The sequence below is a fragment of the Rothia nasimurium genome (assembly GCF_035916755.1).
Taxonomy (GTDB): domain Bacteria; phylum Actinomycetota; class Actinomycetes; order Actinomycetales; family Micrococcaceae; genus Rothia.
Map to the genome: position 1 here is coordinate 214,732 of NZ_JAYWIX010000005.1, position 25,974 is coordinate 240,705.

General features: G+C 60.8%; 27 protein-coding genes and 1 riboswitch. Of the genes, 9 read left to right on the forward strand and 18 right to left on the reverse strand.

Going from position 1 to position 25,974, the window contains the following annotated elements; translation table 11 throughout:
* Positions 1-26: 26 nt before the first annotated feature.
* From VSX42_RS07105 to VSX42_RS07145, 9 genes are all read right to left on the reverse strand, one after another.
* The gene (locus VSX42_RS07105) at positions 27-1,127 is read right to left on the reverse strand and encodes a hypothetical protein (protein ID WP_326503621.1); all 1,101 of its coding nucleotides are present in this window, start codon (positions 1,125-1,127) and stop codon (positions 27-29) included.
* A gap of 263 nt (positions 1,128-1,390) precedes the next feature.
* Positions 1,391-1,702, reverse strand: a complete 312-nt coding sequence (locus VSX42_RS07110) for a hypothetical protein (RefSeq protein WP_326503622.1) — start codon at positions 1,700-1,702, stop codon at positions 1,391-1,393.
* A 170-nt stretch (positions 1,703-1,872) separates the two neighbouring features.
* Positions 1,873-1,995 (reverse strand): hypothetical protein, encoded by a 123-nt coding sequence (locus VSX42_RS07115; RefSeq protein ID WP_326503623.1) that lies wholly within the window; start codon positions 1,993-1,995, stop codon positions 1,873-1,875.
* Between the two features lie 62 nt (positions 1,996-2,057).
* Positions 2,058-2,483, reverse strand: a complete 426-nt coding sequence (locus VSX42_RS07120) for a heat shock protein transcriptional repressor HspR (RefSeq protein WP_326503624.1) — start codon at positions 2,481-2,483, stop codon at positions 2,058-2,060.
* Between the two features lie 2 nt (positions 2,484-2,485).
* The gene (locus tag VSX42_RS07125; RefSeq protein ID WP_326503625.1) at positions 2,486-3,487 is read right to left on the reverse strand and encodes a DnaJ C-terminal domain-containing protein; all 1,002 of its coding nucleotides are present in this window, start codon (positions 3,485-3,487) and stop codon (positions 2,486-2,488) included.
* Positions 3,488-3,583: 96 nt separating this feature from the next.
* Complete coding sequence (locus VSX42_RS07130; protein ID WP_326503626.1) at positions 3,584-4,189, reverse strand: nucleotide exchange factor GrpE; 606 nt, start codon at positions 4,187-4,189, stop codon at positions 3,584-3,586.
* A 2-nt stretch (positions 4,190-4,191) separates the two neighbouring features.
* Positions 4,192-6,039 carry a molecular chaperone DnaK gene (dnaK, locus tag VSX42_RS07135; RefSeq protein ID WP_326503627.1) on the reverse strand — a complete coding sequence of 616 codons (1,848 nt, stop codon included), beginning with the start codon at positions 6,037-6,039 and terminating at the stop codon, positions 4,192-4,194.
* A gap of 166 nt (positions 6,040-6,205) precedes the next feature.
* Complete coding sequence (locus VSX42_RS07140) at positions 6,206-7,084, reverse strand: hypothetical protein (RefSeq protein ID WP_326503628.1); 879 nt, start codon at positions 7,082-7,084, stop codon at positions 6,206-6,208.
* A complete protein-coding gene (locus VSX42_RS07145; RefSeq protein WP_326503629.1) occupies positions 7,084-7,515 on the reverse strand; it encodes a hypothetical protein in 432 nt (143 codons plus the stop codon). Before VSX42_RS07145 ends, VSX42_RS07140 begins: the two co-directional genes overlap by 1 nt.
* A gap of 336 nt (positions 7,516-7,851) precedes the next feature.
* Between VSX42_RS07145 and VSX42_RS07150 the strand changes: the two genes are divergently transcribed.
* From VSX42_RS07150 to VSX42_RS07160, 3 genes are all read left to right on the forward strand, one after another.
* Positions 7,852-8,316 (forward strand): low molecular weight protein-tyrosine-phosphatase, encoded by a 465-nt coding sequence (locus VSX42_RS07150; protein WP_326503630.1) that lies wholly within the window; start codon positions 7,852-7,854, stop codon positions 8,314-8,316.
* 67 nt (positions 8,317-8,383) lie between these two features.
* A complete protein-coding gene (locus VSX42_RS07155; protein ID WP_326503631.1) occupies positions 8,384-8,920 on the forward strand; it encodes a hypothetical protein in 537 nt (178 codons plus the stop codon).
* A 41-nt stretch (positions 8,921-8,961) separates the two neighbouring features.
* Positions 8,962-10,188, forward strand: coding sequence for a multidrug effflux MFS transporter (locus VSX42_RS07160; protein ID WP_326503632.1), 1,227 nt, complete (start codon positions 8,962-8,964; stop codon positions 10,186-10,188).
* 168 nt (positions 10,189-10,356) lie between these two features.
* Here the strand turns inward: VSX42_RS07160 and VSX42_RS07165 are convergent, their stop codons facing one another.
* From VSX42_RS07165 to VSX42_RS07180, 4 genes are all read right to left on the reverse strand, one after another.
* Positions 10,357-11,268 carry an aminotransferase class IV gene (locus tag VSX42_RS07165; protein ID WP_326503633.1) on the reverse strand — a complete coding sequence of 304 codons (912 nt, stop codon included), beginning with the start codon at positions 11,266-11,268 and terminating at the stop codon, positions 10,357-10,359.
* Positions 11,269-11,510: 242 nt separating this feature from the next.
* A complete protein-coding gene (locus VSX42_RS07170; protein ID WP_326503634.1) occupies positions 11,511-12,311 on the reverse strand; it encodes an energy-coupling factor transporter transmembrane component T in 801 nt (266 codons plus the stop codon).
* Positions 12,301-13,902, reverse strand: coding sequence for an ABC transporter ATP-binding protein (locus tag VSX42_RS07175; protein ID WP_326503635.1), 1,602 nt, complete (start codon positions 13,900-13,902; stop codon positions 12,301-12,303). Before VSX42_RS07175 ends, VSX42_RS07170 begins: the two co-directional genes overlap by 11 nt.
* A 15-nt stretch (positions 13,903-13,917) precedes the next feature.
* Positions 13,918-14,538: an ECF transporter S component gene (locus tag VSX42_RS07180; protein WP_326503636.1), complete on the reverse strand. Its 621-nt coding sequence runs from the start codon at positions 14,536-14,538 to the stop codon at positions 13,918-13,920.
* A gap of 55 nt (positions 14,539-14,593) precedes the next feature.
* A riboswitch (TPP riboswitch) is annotated at positions 14,594-14,698 on the reverse strand.
* Between the two features lie 178 nt (positions 14,699-14,876).
* Here VSX42_RS07180 and VSX42_RS07185 point away from each other — a divergent pair.
* The gene (locus tag VSX42_RS07185) at positions 14,877-15,140 is read left to right on the forward strand and encodes a DUF4235 domain-containing protein (protein WP_185173499.1); all 264 of its coding nucleotides are present in this window, start codon (positions 14,877-14,879) and stop codon (positions 15,138-15,140) included.
* 126 nt (positions 15,141-15,266) lie between these two features.
* Positions 15,267-16,574: an MFS transporter gene (locus tag VSX42_RS07190; RefSeq protein ID WP_326503637.1), complete on the forward strand. Its 1,308-nt coding sequence runs from the start codon at positions 15,267-15,269 to the stop codon at positions 16,572-16,574.
* Between the two features lie 12 nt (positions 16,575-16,586).
* On the opposite strand, the gene VSX42_RS07195 is transcribed toward VSX42_RS07190, so the two are convergent.
* The 3 genes from VSX42_RS07195 to VSX42_RS07205 form a co-directional block, all read right to left on the reverse strand.
* Entirely contained in the window at positions 16,587-17,789 is a 1,203-nt protein-coding gene (locus VSX42_RS07195) for a hypothetical protein (RefSeq protein WP_326503638.1), read from the reverse strand.
* A gap of 10 nt (positions 17,790-17,799) precedes the next feature.
* Complete coding sequence (gene dcd / locus VSX42_RS07200) at positions 17,800-18,396, reverse strand: dCTP deaminase (protein WP_326503639.1); 597 nt, start codon at positions 18,394-18,396, stop codon at positions 17,800-17,802.
* Positions 18,397-18,516: 120 nt separating this feature from the next.
* Positions 18,517-18,723 carry a hypothetical protein gene (locus tag VSX42_RS07205; protein ID WP_326503640.1) on the reverse strand — a complete coding sequence of 69 codons (207 nt, stop codon included), beginning with the start codon at positions 18,721-18,723 and terminating at the stop codon, positions 18,517-18,519.
* Between the two features lie 262 nt (positions 18,724-18,985).
* Here VSX42_RS07205 and VSX42_RS07210 point away from each other — a divergent pair, with 262 nt between their 5' ends.
* Complete coding sequence (locus VSX42_RS07210) at positions 18,986-20,089, forward strand: MauE/DoxX family redox-associated membrane protein (RefSeq protein WP_326503641.1); 1,104 nt, start codon at positions 18,986-18,988, stop codon at positions 20,087-20,089.
* A 94-nt stretch (positions 20,090-20,183) separates the two neighbouring features.
* Here VSX42_RS07210 and VSX42_RS07215 read toward each other — a convergent pair whose 3' ends face one another.
* Positions 20,184-20,879 (reverse strand): hypothetical protein, encoded by a 696-nt coding sequence (locus VSX42_RS07215; RefSeq protein WP_326503642.1) that lies wholly within the window; start codon positions 20,877-20,879, stop codon positions 20,184-20,186.
* 64 nt (positions 20,880-20,943) lie between these two features.
* On the opposite strand from VSX42_RS07215, the gene VSX42_RS07220 reads away from it, so the two are divergent.
* A complete protein-coding gene (locus VSX42_RS07220; protein ID WP_326503643.1) occupies positions 20,944-21,927 on the forward strand; it encodes a hypothetical protein in 984 nt (327 codons plus the stop codon).
* A 13-nt stretch (positions 21,928-21,940) separates the two neighbouring features.
* Here the strand turns inward: VSX42_RS07220 and VSX42_RS07225 are convergent, their stop codons facing one another.
* Complete coding sequence (locus VSX42_RS07225; protein WP_326503644.1) at positions 21,941-23,872, reverse strand: NHL domain-containing thioredoxin family protein; 1,932 nt, start codon at positions 23,870-23,872, stop codon at positions 21,941-21,943.
* Positions 23,873-24,126: 254 nt separating this feature from the next.
* Here VSX42_RS07225 and VSX42_RS07230 point away from each other — a divergent pair, with 254 nt between their 5' ends.
* Positions 24,127-25,491, forward strand: a complete 1,365-nt coding sequence (locus tag VSX42_RS07230) for an amino acid permease (protein ID WP_326503645.1) — start codon at positions 24,127-24,129, stop codon at positions 25,489-25,491.
* A gap of 234 nt (positions 25,492-25,725) precedes the next feature.
* The gene (locus tag VSX42_RS07235; RefSeq protein ID WP_326503646.1) at positions 25,726-25,935 is read left to right on the forward strand and encodes a hypothetical protein; all 210 of its coding nucleotides are present in this window, start codon (positions 25,726-25,728) and stop codon (positions 25,933-25,935) included.
* Positions 25,936-25,974: the final 39 nt, after the last annotated feature.

Sequence of the window (25,974 nt, forward strand, 5' to 3'; positions counted from 1 at the left end):
TATCTCGTCTTATTCTGTGTATCTGCTTACCAGCGGGTAATTGCTGCCAGCTTCTCTTCCTGCGTCTCGGGGGCGGGCTTTACCTCACCACCAGAACGTAGCACCAGGTTGATAGCTTGAGCTTTTTCGCTGAGCTGGCCGTTGTCGGCGGTTTCAACCCCGGGGGTCACCAGTAAGGTGGCAATCTGCCCCTGGGTCGCTGCGTCTACAATCTCGCCCGCACCGATATAGCGCTTACCTGATCGAGCATCGTCAATCTGCTGGGCGAGACTCTTAGCTTCAGTATCGGCGACCTCAGCGAGTACGGGCTGCAGCTTTTCTAGGAGCTGGCTTTCGCTCATCTCATCGACCCTGCCGGTAATGACGGTTTCAAGCACATTGCCCCAGCTAGTAACGGAACGGAACTCGTTGGCCAGTTCTTCAACTCCAGCGAGGACGAGCGGGTGACGGTTGGGTTCTACTACCTCCGCCTCGATGCCCTGGGCTACCTTCCGCAGGAAACGCTCACGGTAGATACGGTCGGTATCGGAATCGTTGGTGTGGGCGTGGAAGGTGGCTTCCCCTCCGCCCTTGGGGGCCTGCTGCTGGGTGCGCTGCACATCGTAGTCGTTGTAGATGTCGTCTTCGCTCTCGATCATGTTCTCGAGGTTGATGCGGCCGATACGGGTCCCGTCAGTTTCAAAAAGGCGCACCTCCTTACGAGAGAGTGCTAGCAGGTGAAGGCTGGTGTCGGTGCTCAGGAGGGGGACGAGGGCGGTGAGGTCGTACTCGTCAGCTACGGTGACGCTCTCGGGTAGTTCGAAGGGCAGGCGCTGGGCGGTGAGCTGGTTGCCATCAAGTAGAATCAGCAGACCGTCTCCCTGATGTTGCCAGTAGTCACGGTCGTCGTGGAGTTCTTGGGCGGGAGCGAGGATGGTGTCTGCGTCGTGACCGGCTGCCTCGAGCTTCTCGCGGGCAGATGAGAGAAGGTTACGGAGGCGGGTGGCGTTTCCCGTGGTGTCGCGACCGGCGCGTTCGGTGGAAAGGGTGAGGGTAACTCGAACGGCACCCTCAGTTGCGGGTTCGGTCAGAGCCTTAAGGTCGAGGGTGTCGAAGGGCTTGTTGGAAGAAAGGTGGGTGTCGGTCACGGTCGGCTCCTTTGTCGATCGATGGGGCGGGTCTACCCGCTGATAGAACTAAGCTAGCTGACCAATACCGTAATTTTCAAGGCTTTAAGCCTTATTCATAGCAGAATGACAGCCTATGAACAGCAGGCTGATAAATTTCCTATAAAGTCTGGCACACCCACCCCTGACTACCGTAGACTTAAAGATTGTGGCGGCACCCAAAACAGGGTATCGCCACTTTATTAGCCGCCGTGACCGCTTGCGCTGCCACAGGCGTCCTTACTCTAATCTTCTGCCAGCAGTTCGCGAACGCGCGGCAGCACCTTGGTGCCGTAGAGGTCAATCAAGTTCATGGAGTGCTCATGGGCCAGAGCTCCGTTGGAGAACTTAAGATTAAAGCGGTTGATGCCCAGCTGTTCGTTGGCTCGGCAGTAGAGGTCGGTGTAGGGCTTGAAGCGCTCAGTCGACCCGCCGATGATGGCCAGCTTGAGCGGGGTCTTGTACTGAGCTGCGCGGGCAACAGATTCCGGGCTGCCGCCAACGGCCAACCGGCACTTGAGGATCCCTTCGGTCTTGGGGTAAACCTCCTGGTTCACCAGGGGCGGGCCGTTGCTGAGGGCACTGATAGTGGCAAAGCGCTGGTAGACACGGATGGGGTCGTCGGACGAGAGGACGGTGACGACCTAGCCCCATCTGGAAGGCGGTGTCATCGACGCTGGGCAGGCCGGGGCTTAGGTCGGGGCTGTATTAATGTCGGTCATTGCGTTTACTTTTCGGTGCTGTGCTGATCGTTTACACGAGGTTCAACACCAGCCCACATTACTTTATTCCAAAAGTTTTTTATGGCGCTGTGGTTAGCCCCTGCCTTAAATGTAGCGATGGTTGCCATCAGCACGAATCTCTTTCACGCAGATGACAACCATCGTTACAGTCAGGGTCTAGGGGTCGGGTTTAGCGCGGCCGGTAGAGCACCACGGCCTGGGAGGTATGGCGGGCTGCCGGACGCTTGCCCCGGGCCAGGTGCACAGCCCCACCTGAGGTTCCGGCAGCAAAGATGCGAGAGTTCTCCTGCAGACGATTGCGCAGGGCCTCATTCTCAGCTTGCAGCTCGGTCATGCGGGCTCGCAGAGCCTCCACCTGGTTCTCAAGCTGCATAATGCGTTTAATGCCCTCGAGGGAGACGCCGGACTGGGAGAGTTCCTGAATCTCCTGCAGTTTCTGAACATCGCGCTCAGAGTAGCGGCGGGCCCGCCCCGGTGCGCGCTGGGGCTGCACCAGCCCTAACCGGTCGTACTGGCGCAGTGTCTGCGGGTGCATACCGGCCAGTTCGGCAGCTACAGAAATCACGAAGACCGGGCGGTCAGATTCGAGAGCCATTCTTAGTCACCAGCTTTCCTCAGCAGGTCCTCACGGGGGTTGGCCTGGGGTGCCACCGCGAAGAAGGCGTCAAGAGCTGCCTCAGCTTCGGGGCTCAGGTTGATGGGCAGCTGCACCTCAGGGATGACCAGCATATCGCCGGTGCCCTTCTTGGTCACGAAGCCGCGGCCCTTAGCACGCAGCTTACGCCCGGCCGGTGAACCGGCAGCCAGGCGGAGTTTGACACTACCGCCGTCGAGGGTGGGGGCTTCAATGATGCCGCCCTTAACGGCTTCTTCCAGGGTGACGGGAACGCGCACGAGCAGGTTATCGCCCTCGCGGTCAAAGACGGGGTGGGAGTCTACGCGGACGGTGACGATTAGGTCCCCTGCCCCACCGGCACCGGGGTGCCCCTTGCCTCGGGCACGGATTTTCTGGCCGTCCTTGACGCCGCGCGGCAGGCGAACCTGGGTCTGGGAGCCGCCGGGGCGGAACACCGAGACCTCAGCGCCGTCGTAGGCCTGCTGGATGGTGATGCGGGCGCTGGTGGTGGCGTCCTCACCCTTGGGAGCTGAGAAGCCACCGCCGGGGAACCCACCAGCCCCACCAGGGAAACCGCCGGCGGAGCGTCCGGCCCCGCCAAAGCCACCGCCACCGAACATGCCACCGAGCAGGTCTTCAATGTTGATACCTGCTCCGCCGCCGCTGGTGGAATAGGTGAAGTTTCCGCCACCAGCACCACCGGGGAACCCGCCCGGGAAGCCGCCGCCAGCCCCGCCGAAGCCGGCAGCCCCGTACTTGCGGATCTGGTCGTACTCTTCCTTCTGCTTGGGGTCTGAGAGCACGTCGTAGGCCTCTGAGACCTCCTTGAACTTCTTCTCAGCAGCCTCGTCGCCGGGGTTCTGGTCGGGGTGGTACTTGCGGGCCAGCTTGCGGTAGGCCTTCTTGATGTCTGCCTCGGAGGAATCCTCGGCTACGCCTAGTACCTTATAAAAATCTTGATGGAGCCAGTTTTCGCTCGCCATATGCCTCTCCTTCCGAGGTAGATCTTGTGTCTTTTAGGGGGTAGAACCAGGCGGGCACCCAGCCTGACGTATCAGGCCGGGTGCCCGCCCGCGTCCTTATTCTGCTACCGCTACGGCTACCTGGGCGGTGCGGACCACGCGGTCCTTCACCTTGTAGCCGTTGCGCAGGACCATGGAGACTGAGTCGGGCTCAACCTCGCTGGTGGGCTGCTGCAGTACAGCCTCGTGCACCTGGGGGTTGAAGGATTCGCCAACCTCACCGAATCGCTCAAGGCCCTGCTTGGTCAGGGTTTCTTCGAGCTTATTGGCAATCGCGGCGAAGGGGCCTTCTTCAAGGTCGCCGTGCTTGCGGGCGGCATCGATATCGTCGATGACGGGCAGCAGGGCGGCAACCAGGTCGGCGATAACGAAATCGCGTAGCTGGTCCTTTTCCTTGGCGGTGCGGTTCTTGTAGTTGGTGAACTCGGCCTGAAGGCGGCGCAGATCCTCAAGACGCTCGGCGGCAAGGGCCGCATCAGCGTTATCGGTTACCTCTGCGCTATCGCCGGCCTCGGCCGCGGCAGACTCTTCGCCTGCCGCAGCGTCAGCAGCTACACCTTCGGGCTCGGGGTGGCCTTCAGCAGCCGGGGCGGCGAAGGCGTCCTCCAGAGGGTCGGTGCCCTCGGGCTGGTTATCTACGGGCTCGTTGGTGTTCTCAGCCATGATTAGTTCTTCTTCTCGTCTTCTTCATCGATTACTTCGGCGTCAACGACATCGTCGTCTTCAGCCTTGGCGCCTTCACCGGCTGCGGCATCTGCCTGAGCCTGGGCGTAGAGAGCCTCACCCAGCTTGGTCTGAGATGTCTGCAGCTTCTCGAAAGCGGCCTTGACGGCGTCATCGTCTTCACCTTCGAGGGCAGCCTTCAGGGCGTCAACGTCGGCCTGAACCTCGGTCTTGACGTCCTCGGGCAGCTTCTCGTCGTTGTCCTTGATGAGCTTCTCGATGGAGTAGGCGGTGTTCTCAGCAGCGTTGCGGGTCTCGGCTGCCTCGCGGCGGGCCTTGTCCTGCTCGGCGTGAGCCTCGGCGTCCTTGACCATGCGGTCAATGTCTTCCTTGGAGAGGGAGGTGCCGCCGGTGATGGTCATGGACTGCTCGGTACCGGTGCCCTTGTCCTTAGCTGAGACGTGCACGATGCCGTTGGCGTCGATGTCGAAGGTAACTTCGATCTGGGGGACGCCGCGGGGGGCGGGTGCGATGCCGGTCAGCTCGAAGGTGCCCAGGTTCTTGTTGTCGCGGGTGAACTCGCGCTCGCCCTGGAAGACCTGAATCGATACTGAGGGCTGGTTGTCCTCAGCGGTGGTGAAGGTTTCGGAACGCTTGGTGGGGATCGCGGTGTTGCGCTCGATCAGCTTGGTCATCACACCACCCTTGGTCTCAATGCCGAGTGAGAGGGGGGTGACGTCGATGAGCAGAACGTCCTTGCGCTCACCCTTCAGCACACCTGCCTGCAGGGCTGCGCCCATAGCAACGACCTCATCGGGGTTGACACCCTTATTGGGCTCGCGACCACCGGAGAGTTCCTTGACGACCTCGGTGACGGCAGGCATACGGGTTGAGCCACCGACCAGCACGATGTGGGCAATGTCTGAAACCTTGACGCCAGCTTCAGCGATTACGTCGTTGAAGGGCTTCTTGGTGCGCTCGATCAGGTCTGCGGTCATGTCCTGGAACTTGGCGCGGGTCAGCTTTTCATCCAGGTGGATGGGACCCTCAGGGGTGACAGACAGGTACTGCAGGGAGATGTTGGTGGAGGTTGCAGAAGACAGTTCCTTCTTGGCCTGTTCTGCGGCTTCACGCAGACGCTGCAGGGCAATCTTGTCCTTGGAGAGGTCGGCACCGGTCTTGGACTTGACCTGCTCCAGCAGCCAGTCGACGATACGCTGGTCCCAGTCGTCGCCACCCAGGCGGTTGTCGCCTGAGGTTGCGCGGACCTGGATGGTGGAGAAGCCGTCTTCGTCCTTGCCAACTTCGAGCAGGGAGACGTCGAAGGTGCCGCCGCCGAGGTCGAAGACCAGGATCAGTTCGTCTTCGTTACCCTTGTCGAGGCCGTAGGCCAGGGCTGCTGCGGTGGGTTCGTTGACGATACGCAGGACGTTGAGGCCCGCGATTTCGCCGGCTTCCTTGGTGGCCTGACGCTCGGCGTCGTTGAAGTAGGCGGGGACGGTGATGACGGCGTCGGTGACCTTGTCGTTCAGGTAGGCTTCAGCGTCACCCTTGAGCTTCATGAGGGTACGGGCTGAGATTTCCTGGGCGGTGTATGCCTTGCCGTCGATGTCGGTGGTCCAGTTGGTGCCCATGTGGCGCTTGACGGAAGCGATGGTGCGGTCGACGTTGGTAACGGCCTGACGCTTTGCGACGTCGCCAACCAGAACTTCGCCATCCTTTGAGAAAGCTACGACGGAGGGGGTGGTGCGGGCGCCTTCTGCGTTGGCAATGACGGTGGGCTCGCCACCTTCGAGGACTGATACAACTGAGTTGGTAGTACCGAGGTCAATACCTACTGCACGTGACATTGTTTCTCCTTGAGATGGGTTATCTGTAAATCTTCAAGCGACTCGAGGTGAAGAACTTGAGTCTTTCTGGCTCAACTCGCTTGTCTTGGTATCCAGTTTGCCCCTCTTTTGGAACCTTGTCAACAGACTTGAGTTAAATAGACTCAAGTTTTTTGCTTCTATGAAGTTAAGTCTTGTCAGCGTCAGGTGAATCGTGACGCCGTTTGTTCAGTTCCGCCTTGCGCTGCTTGGATTTTTTGCTGTTGCGCACAGCTAGCACCGCAAAAATTATCGCTAGTAGCAGAGGCACCCAGGCTTTGGAGTGCTCAAGCAGAAAGAGCACCCAGTCAGGCGGGGCGGGCAGGTCAACAGAGGGCCAGGGGACGCGCCAGCTAGGGACCGGCAGGTCAAGAGAGGGCGGGGAAGGGAGGGTGATAACCGGTAGGTCAAGAGCGGGCGGGCGAGGCAGCCGTATTCCAAAATCTGGCAGGAGGCTCCATAGCCAACTGAAGAAACGGCTAACCAGGGGAGCTCCCAACAAGATGGCGATGTACCAAACAGATCTGCTGATGCCAAAGAGTAAGGGGAAAACAACCCGTTTGGAGGGGCTTGCTTCAAGGGTCTGGGCGTAGGCTTCGGCACGGCTTCCGGCTGGCGGGTCGAGCTCAAGGTAGTCTGAACCCTTTTTATAGGCGACGACTAGCAGTTCACCGAGAAAGTTCGTGGTGAGCTTAAGCTGGCCCTTACCCGGGGTTGTCACCACAGCTGATGAATACTTGCCGCTTTTTAGGTTCTTCTCAAGGGGCAGGGAGGAGGGAATGCCGTTGTAGCGGCCCACTACCTGCCCATTGACCTGCACCCGAATCATCTGCCCGGGGCGGGCGATATATTCAGCCAGGCGCTCCTTGAGGCTGGCTCCGACTGGCGACTCGTTAAAGGGACTTTCCTTGCCGACGTCCTTACCGTCTGCTGGCCAGTTTTCATCGATGGCTCGCATTTCGGTGTGGTTGCCCTGTTCTAGGGTGATATGACCGGCAGTGGGGTGGTCAAGTTCCCAGCGGAGCATTATTTTGCCTCCTGACTGCCTTCTTCTGCCTCATCGGTTTTTGAGCCCCATTCGTCGATAAATTTCTTGCGCCAGGGGCTGGTGATGAGAGCGTAGAGCAGCAAGAAGCCCCAGATGTACCAGCCAGCGCCTTCGGGGTAGAAGAGCCGGGTGGCTACCCACATGCTCAGGGTCATGATGAGGGCGAAGGTGAGGTTGCGCCGGAAGGTTCGGGCATCGAAGATAGCTAGGGCGGCAAGGACTAGCGGGGTAATCACTAGGACGCCCGCTACGGCCTGGGCGGGTACAGCTACTCCCAACACCCAGGGCAGGATGATGAATAGCAGGGGTAGGGCGGCAAGAGCGAGGCGGTTGCCGCGGCTGCGTTTTGGTTGGCTTGCAGGGGGCTTTTCGCCAGTACGGTCGTCAGTGACCGGTTCTGTAGTGCTCATGCCTTAAGACTATAAGCAGGGTTACGATGTAACGCAAAAGCCCCGCAGGTGTGTGCTCTGCGGGGCTTTTGTCATCTCGAAAGAACTCAAGAAACTGAGCGTTTGGCTCTATCACTGTGACTCGGCGGTGTGAGCGGTTCACTGCTGTATGAACCAGCCCGCTAGGGGCTACACAGGCTTGATAGGCCATCAAGTGTGTGTACCTGTAAGACTATACACAGATTGCTGTGATATTTCTTCCTATGGGCGAACATTCTTGTACCTTTTTGTCAGTTTTCGTGAAATGACTGAGATTGCCGGTGGGAACATGAGAGCATGATGGTCATGTATCGAATCATGACTGTGTGTACCGGGAATATCTGCCGCTCTCCGATGGGCGAATATCTGATTAGACAGGCTGCCAGGGAGGCCGGCCTTGAGCTTGAGGTTGCTTCAAGCGGGATTTCGAATGAGGAGGAAGGCAACCCGATTGACCGCCGCGCCAAGAAGGTCTTAGATGAGCTAAACATCAACACCAGCTCCCATCGAGCCAAGCAGTTCACGCGCGCTGATTTTGACCGCTACGACCTGGTGCTTGCTATGGACACCAGCCACTACCGCCGCTTGCAGCAGCTGGCCCCCACCCCGCAGGCGGCTCAGAAGGTTCGGCTCATGCGCGAGTTTGATCCGGCCCTAACCGGCCAGCCCCTCGATGAACTGGGAATCTATGACCCCTGGTACGGGGATATGAGCGACTTTTACGAAACCTTTCAGATGATTCGGGATGCCGTGCCCGGAGTCATCGAGTGTGCTCGAGGCTAGATCAGCGGTGCAAGTTCTTGGCATGCCGACTTTGGCTGAGCAGGTTATAGCCACCCGGCAAAAGGTGGTGGAACAACGCCCTGTGCTGGTGGCTCTTGATGGACGCAGTGGGGCGGGTAAGACCACTCTGGCAGGTGAGTTGGCGGCTTGTGTGCGGGGGCGGGGGCTGGTTGTTGAGGTTTTCCACCTTGAGGATTTGTATCAGGGTTGGGAGGGTTTGGCACAGGCGGCGCGGGTGTGGCAGCGGTTGGCTGAGGCGGTGATGGACGGGCGGGCCAACTTCCCTGGGTCTGCTCCGCGCTGGTTTGGCTGGGATTGGTCTGCTTCCAAGCCGACCGGGCCGCATACCTTGACTGTGCCGGAGGAACTGAGGGGTGGCGTCCTGCTGGCTGAGGGTGTGGGGGCTTTGACCGGTGCCCACGATGTGGGTGTTTTCGTGGAGCTTGATGCTGACCGGCGCAGGCAGCGGGCGCTGGCCCGCGACGGGGAGACCTACCGCCCCTACTGGGACATGTGGGCAGCCCAGGAAGATGAACTCCTGGCCCACCAAGAAGCTATCTACCGGGATAGCAAACACATATCCTTCCCCATGCCAGAGGAGTAGGGTAGAGGGGTAGGCCTCACAGAAAGCACAGAAGAAGAACCGTGACCCTCCCACAGTCGTCCTCACCTAAGCCCTTCCCCATTTCACTGATTTTTACCCTCTCCACCCTCTCTGCGGTGGGGCCATTAGCCATTGATGCCTACCTGGCGGCTATGCCCACCATCACCCAGGATCTAGGGACCACAGCCACCCGCACCCAGCTGACTCTAACCGCTTTTATGCTGGGCATGGCCCTAGGCCAGCTGGTCATTGGCCCCCTCTCAGACCTCATCGGCCGGGTACGCCCCCTCTACATCAGCGTGCTGGTCTCCCTGGCGGCAACCATCGCCTGTATCTTTGTGCCCAATGTTGAGCTCTTCATAGCGGCCCGCTTTATCATGGGTGCCGCGGCGGCCTCCGGCATGGTTATTTCCCGCGCTATCGTTGCCGACTCCACTGTGGGCCTGCAAACGGCCAAGCTCATGGGCATCATGATGATGATTAACAGTTTCGCCCCTGTGATTGCTCCCCTGCTGGGCGGCGTGATTCTGGAGTTCGCCACCTGGCGCACTATCTTCACCGTCATTGCCGCCTTCATGGCTGTCTCTACCATCTGCGTCTATACCTTCGTGCGCGAAACCCTACCGGTCGAAAAGCGCCGTACCGGCGGCCTGGCCACTACCTACCGGGGCATCGGGGAGGTTCTCAAGATTCCCCGCTTCCGCGGCTACATGCTGACCATGACCCTGGCCTTTGGCTCTATCTTTGCCTACGTTTCGGCTTCCACCTATGTGCTACAGAATGTGCTGGGACTTTCTTCCCTGCACTACACCTGGGTCTTTGGCATCAACTCTATGGGCATCGTTGCTATGAGCTCCCTGGCAACCTACCTGGTCGGCAGGGTAGCTATCCGCCGGACGCTCACCGTCGGTGTGGTGCTCATGTTCACCGCCGCTGTGCTCATCACCGGCACCTTCTTAGCCGGTATCACCCTGGTGCCCACCCTCATTTTCTTCTTTATGACCACCTGCGCCATGGGCCTGATTGCCGGTAATGCTAGTTCCTTGGCCTTGATGGAGGGCCGCCACCTTGCCGGGTCGGCCTCGGCTGTACTGGGTACGGTGCAGTCCCTGATGGGTGGGCTGGCGACCGCCCTATCTGCCTTAGGCGGCGGCCATGCGGTGCTCCCCCTGGCCTTCACCATGCTAGGCTTTTCCGCCCTCTCCCTCCTGGCCCTCCTGACCACACCCACAGCAGAGGCGGACTACGCCAAAGGGGCTAGGCGTTAACCTGCCCTATTCCTCATTTTTGCCTTGAGCAGTTGCTGGCCTGACAGACTGAGTCGATGAAGTGAGCCGGTGCGTCAGCACTAAAGAGCGAACGGAATCACCTGAGCCTGCGAAGGTGTGAGCCTGTGAAACCCCTTTTGAATAAGTCTCGTAGATTGAGGGATTTACTTAGCAGGGGTGGTCGTGAGATACGGCTTCAGTGTCTTGAGCCAAATACCCCAGCAACTCCTGGGTCAGCTTCCCCTCCTGGGCAAGGGGGGTACCGTTGAGGTGGGTGACCGGGGCTAGTAGGCGCACCGAGGACGCCAGCCACACGGCGTCCGCCTCCAGCAGGTCCTGGGGGTAGAGGGGCCCGTAGCCGAGCTCCCAGCCGGCAGCGCGAGCGCCCGCAAAGATAGCTCCCTGGGTGGTGCCGGGCAGAATGCCGTGGGCCGGTTCGGGGGTGTAGAGCACCTTCTTCTGCCCATCGGTCTTGGCAACGATTACCGATGAGGTTGCCCCCTCAAGGATGCGGCGGTCCTCGGTCACCCAGATGGCGTCGTCCGCACCGTGTTTGCTCACATAGCGCAGGACCGACATATTGATGGCGTAGGAGAGGGTCTTGGCTCCGGCCAGGAGCCAGGGGTAGGCGGAATCTTCGGCAGGGTCGTGGCCGCGGGGTAGGAGCATGACCCGCACCCCCTGCTGGCGCTGGCGCAGAATCGTGGGTGAGGACGGGGCTACCGTTACCCAGGTGTGGGGGCCGGCTTCAACGGTACCGCGGGAGATAATGATTTTGACGGTGTGCTCTTCGCCCAGGAGGGTCTGGGCGCCGGGGCCTGCTGCTTCTAGGGCGGTGGAGAGAGCGGCCCGTAGTTTATCTTCATCAGGTAGGGGCAGGTCGAGTAGGCGGGCGGAACCGGCCAGGCGAGTCAGGTGGGCTTCAAATTTACGGACGCGGCGGTTAGCGGCCAGCATGGTTTCAAAGACACCGTCGCCGCGGGTCAGCCCCTGATCTTCAATGTTGATGAGGGGGGCGGTGGCATCGACCAGTTCACCGGCAGGGTTTTCTTGGGTGAGCATTACAACAGTTGTAGTCATACTTCCAAGCCTAACCCTTAACGCTGATGCTCCCGCGGCAACCTGGCGTTAGGGGTTACGGGGCGGGAGCACCTGATGCGAGCACCGCGTGCGGTGCGAGCGTTCTTCAAGCCCTCTGGTCGGAGGCTCGAACTCTTTCCCGGCGACACCAGGCGTGGGGTCTAGTGACCGGGTGCATACTTTTACTCTAACCCTGGGCGCGGGGCTTTCTCAAAGATTTTTGGACTTTTTAGGTCATATTTTTACTGCCACACCCAGGTGAGGGTGCCAGCAAGTCCCGATGTCACGTAGCCGATGATGAGCGTTCCCAGACAGCACAGCAGGAAGGTCACATCGTCCCTGCTGTAGACGGGAATGCGGGCCCAGGTGCGGGGCCCGGCACCGAAGCCACGGGCTTCCATGGTGACAGCCAGGCGGGTGCCCCGTCGGATAGCCTGCACCAGCAGGGCAAAGGTCTGCCCGGCCAGTGTGCGGACGCGGCGGAACAGGGAGTCACTTGCCCCTAGCCCGCGCGCCCGCCGTGCCTGACCCAGGGTATGCCATTCGCTGAACATGAGCCCTAGCAGGCGCAGGGCGGCCAAAGCGGCCAGGACGAAGCGGGCCGGGAGTTTAGCGGTCTGGGCCAGGGAGTCGCCCAGGTGGGTGGGGTCGGTGGTGGTGATGAGTAAGAGGCTGGGAAGAATCAAGGCCAGGCCACGAACCATCAGGGAGATACCCATGGCAAGGGAGTCGGTGGTGATCCAGATGAACCCCACATGGAGTACCGTCTCCCCCGTTTTATCGGCGATCAGCGAGGTGGACCAGCCGGTAAGCAGGGTGCCAATCAGCAGGGGCCAGAAACGGGCCAGCAGGGCAAAGGGCTGCACGCCCCAGGCTTTGAGCAGAGCCAGTTCAAGAGCAAAAACTACCAGGGCTGTGCCCCAGTCTTTGATGAGCAGCAGCCCTATCGACAGCAGGAAGGTAGCCAGCAGCTTGGTGCCCGCGTTGAGTTTTCCGGCGCGGCTACGGTGGGCAGGGCCTAGCGCGAAAAGGTCAAGAGCCATGGGCAGGTTCCGCTTTCTGCAAGGTCAGGCGCTTACCGCCGAGGGCCGCTACATAGTCTGTATCGTGGGTTACCGAAATAATGGCAAGCCCCCGGTCAAGCAGTTCTTTGATGAGGGTGACGAGCTCGGCCCAGGTGGTGGCGTCCTGCCCGAAGGTAGGTTCATCAAGTACCAAAATAGCCGGTTCGGTGGCCAGAGCTGTGGCTACCGACAGCCGCCGTTTTTCACCGCCCGAGAGGGTGAAGGGATTGGCATCAGCCAGGTGGGTAAGGCGCAGGCGGGCTAGGAGCTCATCGGTGCGGGCAGCCAGCCGGTCTTCATCAATCTTCTCCTTGCGCACACGGGCCAGGTGCCGGGGGCCAAACTCTAGTTCTGCGCGCACGGTGGGGGCAAGGAACTGTTGTTCCGGCTCCTGGAAGACCAGACCGATGCGGTCGGCCAGCTCGGCAGCGGGCCACCTAGCAGGGTCGGAACTGCGATGCCTAGCGGGTAGACCCGCGGTGAGTGTCTCGTGGGCGTAGACCTGCCCCGTAGCCGGGTAGATTAGCCCGGCAAGGGTCAGCGCCAGGGTCGATTTCCCGGCCCCGTTGGGCCCCAGCAGAGCCAGGTGCTCCCCGGAGGAAAGGGGCAGGTTGATTCCACTAGCCAGGGTGGGCAGATCGAGGGTGGGCACCTGCCCCGTAGCGATAGCACGGGAGCGCTCCTTGCGCTGGCGACGAGTAGGTAGCTGCCGGGTCAGGCTCACCTCGCGGGCTTCAAGTAACGGGGAGGGCTCGTCCTCTCCCTGCCCGGGGCGGACGTCCGCCCCCTCCTGCTCTACCCGGGGCGGGTGGGGCACATAGCCGGGCACCCACACCCCACCGGCAATGAGCTGGTCGCGGGCCTGTTCCAGCACCAGCGCAGGCGGGCCATCAAAGCTAATTCCGCCCTGAGCATCGAGCACCAGCACCCGGTCAACGTGCTCTGCCCAAATACCAACCCGGTGTTCAATAACCACCAGGGTAGCACCCGATGCGGCAGCGGCGGCCAGGACGGCATCGCGCACCTCAAGCACGCCCGCCGGATCAAGGTTGGCGGTGGGTTCGTCCAGGAGCAGGGCACCGGGGTGCATAGCCAAGATGCCGGCTAAGCCCAGCCTCTGCTTCTGCCCGCCAGAAAGAGCCGAGGTGGAACGGTCAAGGGGCAGGGAGCCCAGACCGACAGCGTCCAGAGCCCAGGTCACCCGGTCCCAGATATCCTCGCGGGGCACCCCCAGGTTCTCGGGCCCAAAGGCCACGTCATCGCCCACCCGCGCCAACACCACCGAGCTTTCGGGGTCCTGCTGCATGAGCCCGCAGACCCCGCGGGCCTCGGTGGGAGCCTGCCCGTTGACAGTCAGCTCACCTAGCTGGGTTTGGTCGTCCTCATCAACAAGCAGACCCGCCATGGCGTGCAGCAGAGTCGATTTGCCCGCGCCAGATGGGCCCACCAGGAGCACCTTCTGCCCCGGGGCAATCTCAAAGTTCAGCCCCGAAAAGGCAGGGGTGGCCCGCCCGGGGTGATGCCAGCCAAAATCACGGGCCACAAAGCGGGCCCCCTGCTCTACCTGCACGCGCCTGCCTCTGCTCTAGGCCTGGGAACGGGGTGAGGTGCTAGCCCGGCGGCTACGGTTACGACCGGCAGCCAGGGAGTCCAGCACACCGGTGGTAGCCAGGGCACGGGTCAGCAACCAGGAGACCAGGCCAGCCAGCAGGGTGCCGGAAATAATGCCGCACACCGCGTAGGTGACAGCCTTGGAGCCCTCAAAGACGCCCGCATAGTAGATAAAGAGCTCAGAAATACTCATAAAGGCACCGGCAGAAGCACCCGCCAACAGGGCGGTGCCCAGGTTCCAGACGCGGTAGGCAAAGAGCAGGAAGACCAGTTCGGTACCCAGACCCTGAATAATGCCGGAAAGAATGATGGCAACAGAGTAGCTACTGCCCAGCAGCATAGAAATCACCGCCGCCAGCAGTTCGGTGTAGAGGGCAGCGCCGGGTTTACGGATGATATAGCCGCCAAGGACGCCCGCAATCAGCCAGGTACCGCCCACCAGGGAGGCGTACTCGGGGGCCAGGGCCAGGGCGGTTTGGGCCATGTTGTAGCCGCCGTTATTCCAGGCCCAGAAAAGCACAGCGCAGGCAACAGCCAGCACAGAAGCTACTACGATATCGTTAACGCGCCAGGTCAGCGCAGCTTTCTTAGACATAAAGCCTTCCTTTGGTGTGGTACAGCAAAGGGGGCATGCACAGGCAGGGGACAGCCTGCCGTTCTTTTCGACTCCCTAGCGCCGGTACTAACCGGATCAGGTTCGAGGGTCTGCGTGTGCACTCTCAGCGCCCCGTGTGGGCGCTCCCCTGTCGTTTCCGCCGTGGGCGGACGTTCCTTCTGAACGCCTTTGTAGTATAGGCAGGTCAGCCCGGCAAAGAAAAGATACAAACTTTTATGACAGAAGCCGCTGCCAGCTGCCCACATTTACACAGTACTGATAGTGTTAGTGCCAGTAGCTCTCTGCAGAGCCTCTATCAGCTACCGAAAGGGAACCTCATGAACCCCCTCATCAAAATCGCAGGAACCGCTGCCTCACTCGGCGGCGTTGCCCTGGCCAACAAGGTCCTGGGCGCAACCTGGACCAAGATTACCGGCAATGAGCCGCCCGCCAATAACCCCGACGACGATGAGCGCTGGCGCGACATCATCCTCTGGTCCCTCATCACCGGCCTGGTCGGCACCGTCATCAAGGTCAGCATCACCCGTGCCCAGCACAAGATTGAAGCAAAGGCCGGATCAGGCAACCAGGCTGAGGTCTAAGCTCGGTCGGTAGTCCCGCCTGCAAGGCTGGCCCCGCTCAGTGGAGAGCGGGGCCAGCCTTTATTTTTACCGTCATTTAACCGTTTCACAGGCTACAAGTAGCAACCGGGCCGATAGCATATAGCCATGACCACACCAGCACCCGGTAGCGCCACCGCTACCGCCCCTGCCTCCCGCTCCACCTTCTTCGCCTGGACCCTGTGGGACGTGGGCAACGCCAGCTTCAACGCCATCATGACGACCTTCGTCTTCACGGTCTATCTCACCAGCTCCAGCTTTGGCAGCACCGAGCACACCTCGGCCGTCCTCTCCGCCGGTCTCACCATCGCAGGTTTCTGCATCGCCCTACTCGCCCCGCTCTCGGGCCAGCGGGCCGATGTGACCGGCCGCCGCGGCCTCTGGCTGACCGTCAACAGCCTGCTCCTGGTGCTTCTAATGGCCCTGTGCTTCTTCGTAGCCCCCTCCCCCGACTACCTTATCTGGGGTGTGGCACTACTGGCCCTGGGCAACCTGGTCAATGAGTTTGCCGTGGTCAACTACAATGCTATCCTGCCCACCATCTCCACCCGCGATACCATCGGCAAAATGAGCGGAACAGGCTGGGCAGCTGGCTACTTTGGCGGTATCGTAGCCCTGCTCCTTGTACTCGTGGGATTCATCTCCCCCGGCCTGCTGGGCATTACGGAGGACGGCGCCCTCAACATCCGTGCCGTGGCCCTCTTCTCGGCAGCCTGGGCTCTGATTTTCTCCTTGCCCCTGATTCTCAAGGTGCACTCCCTGCCGCAAGCGGTGCGTTCGGATGCCCCCCGCACCGGCATTCTCGCCTCTTACAAACAGCTTCTCGCCACCGTCGTCAGGCTCTACCAGCAGGCACCAACGACCCTCTACTTCTTGGTGTCGTCCGCTGTTTTCCGCGACGGCCTCAACGGTATCTTTACCTTCGGCGGCGTCCTTGCGGCAGGTTCTTTCGGCTTTAGCACCAACCAGGTGATTATCTTTGCCATCTTCGGCAATATCGTGGCAGGGGCAGGGGCCATGCTGGGCGGCTTCTTCGACGACCGTTTTGGCCCCAAACGCGTCATTATCTTCTCGCTGGTAGCCCTCATCACGGTAGCTGTCCCCCTACTGGTGTGGCCGTCCACCACCATGTTCTGGGTCTGCGGCCTCGCCCTGTGCGCCTTTGTCGGCCCGGCCCAGTCAGCGGCCCGGTCCTACCTGGGGCGCCTGGTTGAGGAGGGCCAGGAAGGTGAGATTTACGGGCTCTACTCCACCACCGGCCGCGCAGCCAGCTTTCTGGCCCCCGCCCTCTTCGGCGTCTTCGTCACCCTCATGGGCAGCCAAATCTGGGGCATCGTCGGCATCATTATCGTGCTCCTGGCAGGTCTGCTTCTGATGATTCCTATCAAGGACCCGCAGGTGGCCGCAGGGAAGTAAGCCTTGACCGGGCTAGGTTCGGTTATCGGGGAGCAGGGCCTCATCAGGAGCATCAGGCTGGCCGATGACTTTGAGCATCTGCCCGTCAACCATGCCCCGCAGGGCCGTGTCAAAGTCAAGGCGGGCGATATCCCCGTAGAGCTCAATCATGGCCTCGTAAATCTCGTCTGCACGCCGGGGGGTCTCTAAGCAAGACCAGATATCCCAACCGATGATAGAGATACGTGAGAGCCTGCCCGATGTAGTCAGTAAGAAGCTATCCCCAATTGCCAAGCCCTCAGTGCCGGGGGTCCGCTGGTAGAGCTTATCGCCACTTGTCCCACCCGTTACGGGTTCAGGGGCACACAGGTAGTCAAAATCTGGGGTGAGCGGCGGAAGACCTAGTCGCCCCGCAAGCAGGTCACGGAAGAAGGGAAGAGTCTCGGTAATTTCGCTGTAGGTCAGCTTGATAGCCCCGCCCACCCGGTTCAGAAGTCGGGCTAGCTCCCCTAGCCCCTGGGGCATTTGCTGCACCCCAGAGGACTGCAGAACAATCGTAAAGAGGGCGTCATCGAGCGGCAGGCGTTCCCAGCTCACCGGCGCCTGCCCGGTCTTATCCCGGTCAAGAACCACCAGGTGCGAGAGGGTGTAGGTGCTGTCAGGCGCAGCGACTTTGAGCCCCCGCTGGGCTGGGTCGTACTGGACCTTTGGTGCGTTCTCCTCTTCGATCACCGAAAGGGGCTTGGGGTAGGGCATGATGCTCAGGTCATCAATGTTGACCACGGCTGTTTCATCGCTGAGATAAGCAAGGGAAGTGCCCAGGACGCTGGCTGCGGTGGTCTTACCCGTACCAGAAGCTGCCACCAGGCCCACGGCTTGCCCGCTCTCGGCGTCACCTAAGACAGCAGCGTGCAAGAGGTGCTTGTTCCCCGCATGGGCTTTGAGCAGGTGCATGGTGACGTGCACCGTAAGACGCTCGGCGGCAAGTCCCTCGTCAAAGCTATCAATAGTGGTAGTTTCAAGGCCCTTGGGGTAGGCAGCTACCACGTCGGCGGCTGACCGCCGGGTCAGCACGACCAGACGGACGTCCTCCGCATGGGCCTCCGTGAGAGGGTCAATAATCTGCGGGGTTAGGGAGCTCCAGGCACGCAGGGAGTCCTCCCAGAGCCGGTCCGACGCGTCCTCAAAGACCACCAGCACCGGAACATCAGCGGGGTGAAGCAACAGGCCGCGCATGGGGGCTCCTTTAGCTGGTTGGGGTATCCGTGGGGATAAGAGTTTTATGGAAGTTCAGGTAGCTGCGCGAGGCGGTGGGGCCGCGCTGGCCCTGGTAGCGGTTGCCGTAGGCTCCTGATCCGTAGGGGTACTCGGTTGCGCTGGTTAGCTGGAAGAAGCAAAGCTGGCCGACCTTAGAGCCGGGCCAGAGCATAATCGGCAAAGTCGCCATATTCGACAGTTCCAGGGTCACGTGGCCCGAGAACCCGGGGTCGATAAAACCAGCGGTGGAGTGGGTCAGCAGGCCCAGACGCCCCAGGGAGGACTTGCCCTCAAGTCGGGCAGCAATATTATCGGGCAGGGTCACCTTCTCGTAAGTTGCGCCCAGCACGAATTCACCAGGGTGCAGAATGAAGGGCTCATCGGGTGCCACCTCTACCAGGCGGGTGAGGTCCTCCTGCTCCTGGGATGGGTCGATGTAGGGGTACTTGTGGTTGTCAAAGAGCCTGAAAAAGCGGTCAATACGCACGTCCACCGAGGCGGGCTGAATCATTGACGGGTCGTAGGGCTCTAGGGCAATTCGCCCGGCATCAATTTCTTTGCGGATATCCTGATCAGAAAATAGCACACTTCAAAAATACCGTACTCCCCTAGTCCAGTGCAGGCGCCCTACCGCAGACCTTCAAGAAAGAAGCAAAACGGCTGGCCCTCCGGCAGCGAAAGGCTGCCGGAGGGCCAGAAAGGGGCACTACCAAGGTGCTCGGTGAGGGTAGAGGAAGAAGCCTTCGGAGTTGTTATCCAGCACGTTGAGGGCGCCCTGGGTCATGGTGGGCAGGTCAACAACGTCATTGGGGGTGGAGGTTGCCGATTCGGCTTGGGCGGGGTCGTAGGCGCCGGTGAAAAGGAGTAAGGACGCAGCAGCGCAGCTGGCGGCCCGACGGAAGGTGAGAGACATGCGGGTGATTTCGTATGTGGCGTATGTGCCGTGACTAGGCTAAAAAGCTAACGTTACCTAGGGGCCACCCCTAACTGACTAAAAGTTGAGGGCAAGCTTAACGTTCGGTACGTTACCGGCCGGTAACTACTACCCGGTACTCCTTGTTATGCCCGTTTTTTCTTTCTCTTGGGCCCGTGGCGTAGTGCACCCCCTGCATCGTGCTGAAGAAGCGTACCCTTAAAAAGATAATTATCTTATTTCACTCGCATGAAAGCAGACTATGACTCCCCTAGTACTATGCACGCTCATCATTATCGTGACGCTGGCTGTGAGCGGTTACGCCAAGGCTAAAGAGCCCTCCAGCACGGTTACCGCTATCGTCAATCTCAAGCTCGACCAGTGGCTGCCGGTTAAGCCGATTGCCCGTATCCTGCCCTGGGCAGAGCTGGCCCTGGCGGCCGTCCTTTTCTTTGCCCCCGGCATTATCCAGATCCTTGCGTCTCTAGCCGCCCTGCTGCTCTTTATTGGTTACTGGGCCGTTATCGCTCGGGCTGTGGTCCAGGGCAATACCGCCAGCTGTAACTGTTTCGGGTCAGCATCAACCGCCCCCGTCTCGGTCTACACCCTGGTACGCAATACTGCCCTGCTGCTGGCTGCCTGCGGCACCCTTATCGGGGCCCTGATCACCGGCGGTTCAGCCCTAACCATGCTCCTGGCCCTGGACGCCAACGGTTGGCTCTGGATAATCGGTGCAGGCCTGGCCTCGCTGACCCTCTGGGCGATTTACCGCTCTGAGCTGGTTCCCGCTGCCGAGGAAGAGAAAGACGCACCGGCCCTTGAATCGCCCGTAGATGAGGAGGGCGAGTACGTCCGCACCCCTATCCCCTTTGCGCCCCTCTACTACCCCCACGAGAACCGCTCCCTGCCTGCCGGCTCAGGCGAACAAACCAGCCTGCGTGACCTGGCCCTGCAGCAGGCCCGTGTGCTCTTCTTCGTCTCCCCCGGTTGCGGTCACTGCCACCAGGTCATCGGCAAGATTGACGAATGGCAGCAGCAGCTGCCCATGCTCGGCATTCACCCGGTCGTATCAAACGACTCCGATATCGACCGCTTCAGTTTCACCGGCGCTATCCAGGCCTTTGTTGACCCCGGCTTTAAAACCCAGCGCATTTTCGGCAACGGCACCCCCAGCGCTGTCGCTCTCGGTACGGATGGCCTTCTAGCAGGCGGGCCGGTCTTCGGTGGCGGCAGAGTCATGAGCTTCGTCGAAGACATCATTGCTGAGATTAACGCTGACTACGAGAACCATGTAGAGGCAGATGCTGATGAGGACGACAGCCAACTCACCTCAGACTATGAAATCGTCGCGGATAACCGCCAGTAGTTTCTAGGGCCTGTTCCTAGCAGATAGGCCAAGGCCCGGGGTTCCCCTGATATCAGGGGAACCCCGGGCCTTTCTTTAGCCTGTGAGCGCCTGGCTACAGAATATTGAACTGCTGCAGGGTCTCTTCGGGGAGGACGGCGGCAACTGCCAGGGCCAGCAGGAAGAGCAGGGAGATAACGCCCACGGTGGTGGACTTCCAGCCGGGGTGCAGCTCGTTGAAGGTCACTAGGCCGGGGTGTTGTTTGTTCATTTGGGTTACGTTGATGACCTGGTAGACGGTGGTCTGAGGAGCGATAGCGGTGGCGATAGCTCGCAGGGTTTTAGCGTCCCATATGCGCCCGTCAAGGCGGAAAACACGCTTGCCCTTAGCGTTCACGGCCCAGAGGGCAGGAACGCCCTTGTAGCGCAGGGCTGCCATGCCGGTCAGTTCTTTACCCGCTGCCTGGCGGGGGGTCAGACGCTCAGCGAAGATGGTCTGGGAAATCTCGCTGAGCTCGGCAGCCTGCCAGTCGAACAGCCGCCCGCTCAGTACGTGGGTTTCGGTTTTAACCACTATTTGGGGGCGCAGGGTGGAGTAGATAGCAAAGAGGGCGCCCAGGGTGATCAGGCCCAGAAGCACCATAAAGACCGGGGTGGGGCGCTTGGCCACCATGAACCAGATGCAGGCTAAAGCCAGCACACCCGCGGGCACGCCCGCGATGAGGCGGCGGTGGTAAGAGTTGATGCGGGGATGAAAAATCTTCGTGACGGCCCCGTACTTATCGGGTACCTGGTGAGCGTGTTCTGCCATGGCTCTACTCTATCGGCAGTACCGCACAAACGGGGCTCAAGCGCGTGTGAGCTACATTTAAAGGGTGCATTTTAGATCTTCAGTAGACCGTGTCTTAGCCTGGTGGTTGTTGGGCGTCCTTGCCGCGCTTCTTATCGCTCTTGCTTCTTTAGCCCTCATTAACCGTCTGGTCTACGGGCCGCAGGGACAGGTGCGGGCCTACTTCGCTGCGGTGCGAGAGGGGGACGGCTCTAGAGCCCTGGGTATCCTGGGTGCCCAGGTGCCTGACGCCAGCGCCGCTATGCTCGACGGGGACGCCTTGCGGTCGTCCTTCGCCGGTCTCAAGGACCTCTCAACGGGGGCAGTGACCGTGACCGACGGTGGGGAACTCGCTACCGTTACCGTCACCTACACTCTTGAGGGGCATCCCGGGAGCACGGATTTCCACCTTCACAAAGTGGGCTCCCACTGGGGAGTCTTTGACCAGTGGCAGATTGAGGCCGGTGAACTGCCGACCGTGGAAATTACCTCGAATTCGGTGGAGGCCGCTGCCCTCAATAACACTAAGGTGGCGGTCGAGGGGGGATCTCGTGAGTTTGCGGTGCTCTACCCCGGCTCTTATACGGTCACCTATGAGTCGGCCCTTTATACCGCTGGGTCACAGACGATTGAGGTAACAGCCCCCAGTAACGAACCAGCTACTCTTTCTCTCAGCCTCACACCGTCAGAGACAGCGGTGACCTCGGTTCAGCAACAGATCAAGACCTACCTTGATACTTGCGCCGCGCAGAGCTCCCTCTACCCCACCGGCTGCCCCTTTGAGTACGACTTTTCAGGTCGAGTGGACGGCGATGTGACCTGGCTTGTCACCGAGTACCCCCAGCCAGAGGTGACTTTGGCCGGGGGCAAATGGGCCCTGGGTAAGGGCAGTGGTGAGGCAGAAATTTCTTTTACCGAGCTTGACCTCTATACGGGCAAGACCCAGCAGGTCACCGAGACGGTTCCTTTTACCCTAGCTGGTTCGCTCTCTGCCAGCGGGGAGACTCTCATCTTTACCCCCGCTGGCTAAACGTCCCTTTTGCCTAGTTCACCCCGCGCAAATCAAGCACTAGGTGGGCCTCGTCTGCATCGTCACCGGTGACGATAACGGGCAGTCCCCAGTCCTGCTGGTAAAGGTGGCAGGCAGCGTGGTCGGGGATTTCCCCACCGGGTTCACCGTCGCAGGCAGCGGCGCGGGCAGTGATGTGCAGGACAGCCTCGGTGATGTCGGGGTTGAGCACCAAGTGGCGGGTCAGCCCCTGGGAGGTGCCAGCACCTTCGAGAATGAAGTTCTCGGGGGTGGATGAAATCTTGAGCTGGGTGGGGTCGCCCCAGCGGGTATCCAGCTTCTGGCCGGTGGGGGCACTGAAACGGGCGGTGAAGTCCAGAGTTCCGCCGGTCAGCTGGGTAGATTTACGGGTGACCTGGGAGGCCCCTTCGTCCACGTGCTGCATGGCCTCGGGAATAGCGACGCGCACTAGCTGGTGGGCGTTGGCTTCTACGACGATTAGGCGGGCGCCGCCGTCCTCGGTCTCTTCGACCAGCAGGTCGGAGGGCTCAGCGAAGCCGCGGTCCAGGGTGCCGAGGGTGCCGGTGGACGGGTCAAAGCGGCGGATAGCGCCGTTGTAGGTGTCGGCGATAGCGATGGAGCCGTCGGGCAGTTCGGTGAGGCCCAGGCAGTGCTGCATGCGGGCGTCCTCGCGGGTGCCATCGACAAAGCCGAAGTCGAAGAGGCCGATGCCCACAGCGGAGCTAACGGTCGCTGCGCCCTTGTCAAAGGTGATGTGTCGCAGGGCGGAGGTTTCGGAGTCGGCAACCCAGATGGAGCCATCGCGGGCTTCGATAATGCCGGAGGACTGGGCGAACCAGGAGTCGGCGGCCGCGCCGTCCTTGAGCCCCTCAGCGCCGGTACCCGCGAAAACGGCCAGCTGGCTGGTGGCGGGGTCGAAGCTGAAGATCTGGTGGGTGCCTGCCATGGCAATGAGGAAGGCGGAGGTCTCGCGGGAGTAGACCAGGTCCCAGGGGGAGGACAGGGCGACGGTGAGGGGGTCGGCACCCTCGGCAATGAAGTTGGGGTCGGTGCGGGCGGTGTCGCCGTCAATCAGGCGCTGGACGCCGGAGCCTGCCAGGGTGGTGACGGTTCCGTCAGCCAGGCGCAGGCCGCGCACCCGGTGGTTGACGGAGTCAGCAATCAGGACGTCCGCGCCCAGGGTCTCGCGCAGTTCGTCGGGAACCAGGGCCAGGCCCTGCGGTTCGTTGAAGCGGGCGGCGGTGGCGTCGCCGTCGGCGTAGCCCTTCCCGGGGCCGCCAAAGCTGGCCAGAGGGGTTTCAAGGTCGTTCTCGACCTGCACCAGGCGGTGGCGGGCGGTGTCGGTGACCAGATAGGTGCCGGGGCGGCCAGCCAGGTCTTCGGGCAGGGCAAGGACCTTGCCGGGGAAGGCAAAGGTGCCCTGGGGCTTGGGGCGGGGCACGTAGGGGCCGTCGCCGCGGTGCAGGGTGCCCTTGGCGTCGTGCTCTTCAACAAGTTCGCGCACCAGGGAGGTGAGGCCCTTAACGTGGCCTTCGCCGGAGAGGTGGGCGACAATGTAGCCTTCGGGGTCGACGACGACCAGGGTGGGCCAAGCGCGGGCGGTGTAGGCGTTCCAGGTGTCCAGGTTGGGGTCGTCGAGCACGGGGTGGGTGATATCGTAGCGGTCAACGGCGGCGGCGAGCGCCACCGGGTCGGCTTCGTGTTCGAACTTGGGTGAGTGGACGCCTACGGTCACGAGCACGTCTGCGAATTCTTCTTCAAGGGGGCGCAGTTCGTCGAGCACGTGCAGGCAGTTCATGCAGCAGAAGGTCCAGAAGTCGAGGATGACGATTTTTCCGCGCAGGCTTCCGAGGGAAAGCTGCTTGTCGCCGGTGTTGAGCCAGCCTCGGCCGACGAGTTCTGAGGCGCGGACTTTGGTCTGGCGTGCGGCTGCATTCTCTGCCATGGTTCTCCTTCTGTGGTGCGCGGCTCAGGCGCAAGGTTCAGTTACCCACCAGCCTAGTGGGCTAATGGGGGAAGGGGTATTTGTTGCGCTGTGTGTAGGTGGCGGCGTCATAGAACTCAACTGTGCGTAACATTTGCGTAACGGTTAGGATTATCTGCAGCTGCCACCGGGTGCGCGGGCGGGAAGTTTTTGCGGACGCCGGTGGTTAAAGCAGGTGCGCACGTTTGGGTGCGCCGTATATCAAGAAGGTATGTGTGACGCTTACACGCGAGATAAAGCAGCCGGTATCTGATACCCGCTTGGCCCGGTCTTTGCAGCCGCGGCATCTGTCGATGATTGCTATGGGCGGTGCGATTGGTGCTGGCCTTTTGGTAGCTTCGTCGACGGCTATTGTGACGGCGGGCCCTGCCGTTATTATGACCTATCTTCTGGCTGGCACGGTGTTGGTACTGGTGATGCGGATGCTGGGTGAGATGGCTGCCCGGACTCCTGAGACGGGGTCTTTCTCTGTCTATGCCCGTCGCTATATTGGCCGGTGGGCTGGGTTCTCGGTGGGCTGGTTGTACTGGTGGTTCTGGTCGGTGACGGTGGCAATTGAGGCTACGGCGGCCGCCACTATTGTGAGTGGCTGGTGGCCGGCGGCGCCTCAGTGGCTGGTGGCCCTGGTGCTGGTTCTGGCTTTTATGGGTTTGAATCTGCTGTCGGTGCGGTCCTACGGTGAGGCGGAGTTCTGGTTCTCATCGATTAAGATCGGGGCGATTGCCGTAATCATTGTGGTGGGTCTGCTTGCTGTGCTGGGGCTGATTCCTAACTCCACGGCGTCCTTTTCTAACTACACGGCGGGGGGCGGTTTCTTTGCTAACGGCGTGGGCACGATTTTTACCGCCTTGCTAGCGGTGATTTTCTCCATGTTTGGGGCTGAGATTGCCACGGTGGCTGCCGGTGAGTCCAGCAACCCTGCGGTTGCTGTGGCTAAGGCGGTGCGGTCGGTGATTTTCCGGGTGCTCTTCTTCTATGTGGGGTCTATTGCAGTGACCCTGCTGGTGATTCCTTGGACGATGGTGACAGCGGGTTCTTCTCCCTTTGTGACTATGTTTGAGGCCCTGGGTATTCCCTATGCCGGGTTGGCCATGAATATTGTGGTGCTCACCGCCCTTCTGTCGTGCTTGAACGCTAGTCTTTATGCTGCCTCACGCATGGTCTTTGCCCTGGCAGAGCAGGGGGACGCCCCGCGCGCCTTCTCTCGGGTCTCTAGCACCCGGGCGCCCCGCAACGCCATTGTGCTCTCGTCTCTTATCGGGGTGGTGTCGGTGGCCCTCAACTATTTCATGCCCGAGCAGGTATTTTCCCTGCTGGTGAACTCCACTGGCGGGGTTGGCATCTTTGTCTGGCTGATTGTGGCGGTTTCCCACCTGCGGAGCCGCAGATTAGATGGGGAAGGGGGAAGCGGCGTCATCAACTACATCCTCATCGTGGGTCTGTTAGCTCTGCTGGTCTATATGGGCGTCACCGAGGCCCATCGCCTAGAGGTACTCATATCGGTCACGGTTGCTGTGGTGCTTGCTGCCCTGGGTGCCTTCACCCACCGTCATACTACGACTGTTTCATCACATCGCTAAAGATTTTTGGGGACAAGTCAGGGCTACCCCTTCTGGCTAAAGGCGGGTCTATGGGCAGAGACCGGCTTAACTTGTCCCCCAAGCGGTCTTTTTTCAAGGGTTCTCCCAGGTAAACGAAAGAATAAGCCTGTCTTAGGGTGGTTAGATTAAAGAGACCTTCGGGCCGTCACCAGAGTTTTCCCGCTCTACCCCGACCCAATCTAACCCCACCTTTACGATGTTTGGAGGCTTCTGATGACCCAGCACACTGCAGCTCCCTCGTCATCGCCCCTGTTTGAGAAAATCTCTCAGATTTCTGCCCGTCTAGAGCAGGTCAGCCCGCTGAGCGGCTCGATTCCCGCCGTCCCGCCGGTAAGCAGCCAATCGGCCTCCGGCGGCCCCCGCTTTGCCGAACCGGCTGAGTCAAGCAACCAGCCTGTTCAGCCCTGGAGCCAGGCCTCCTAGGGCACAAACCTCATAGGGGATAAAGACAGACGAAGGCCC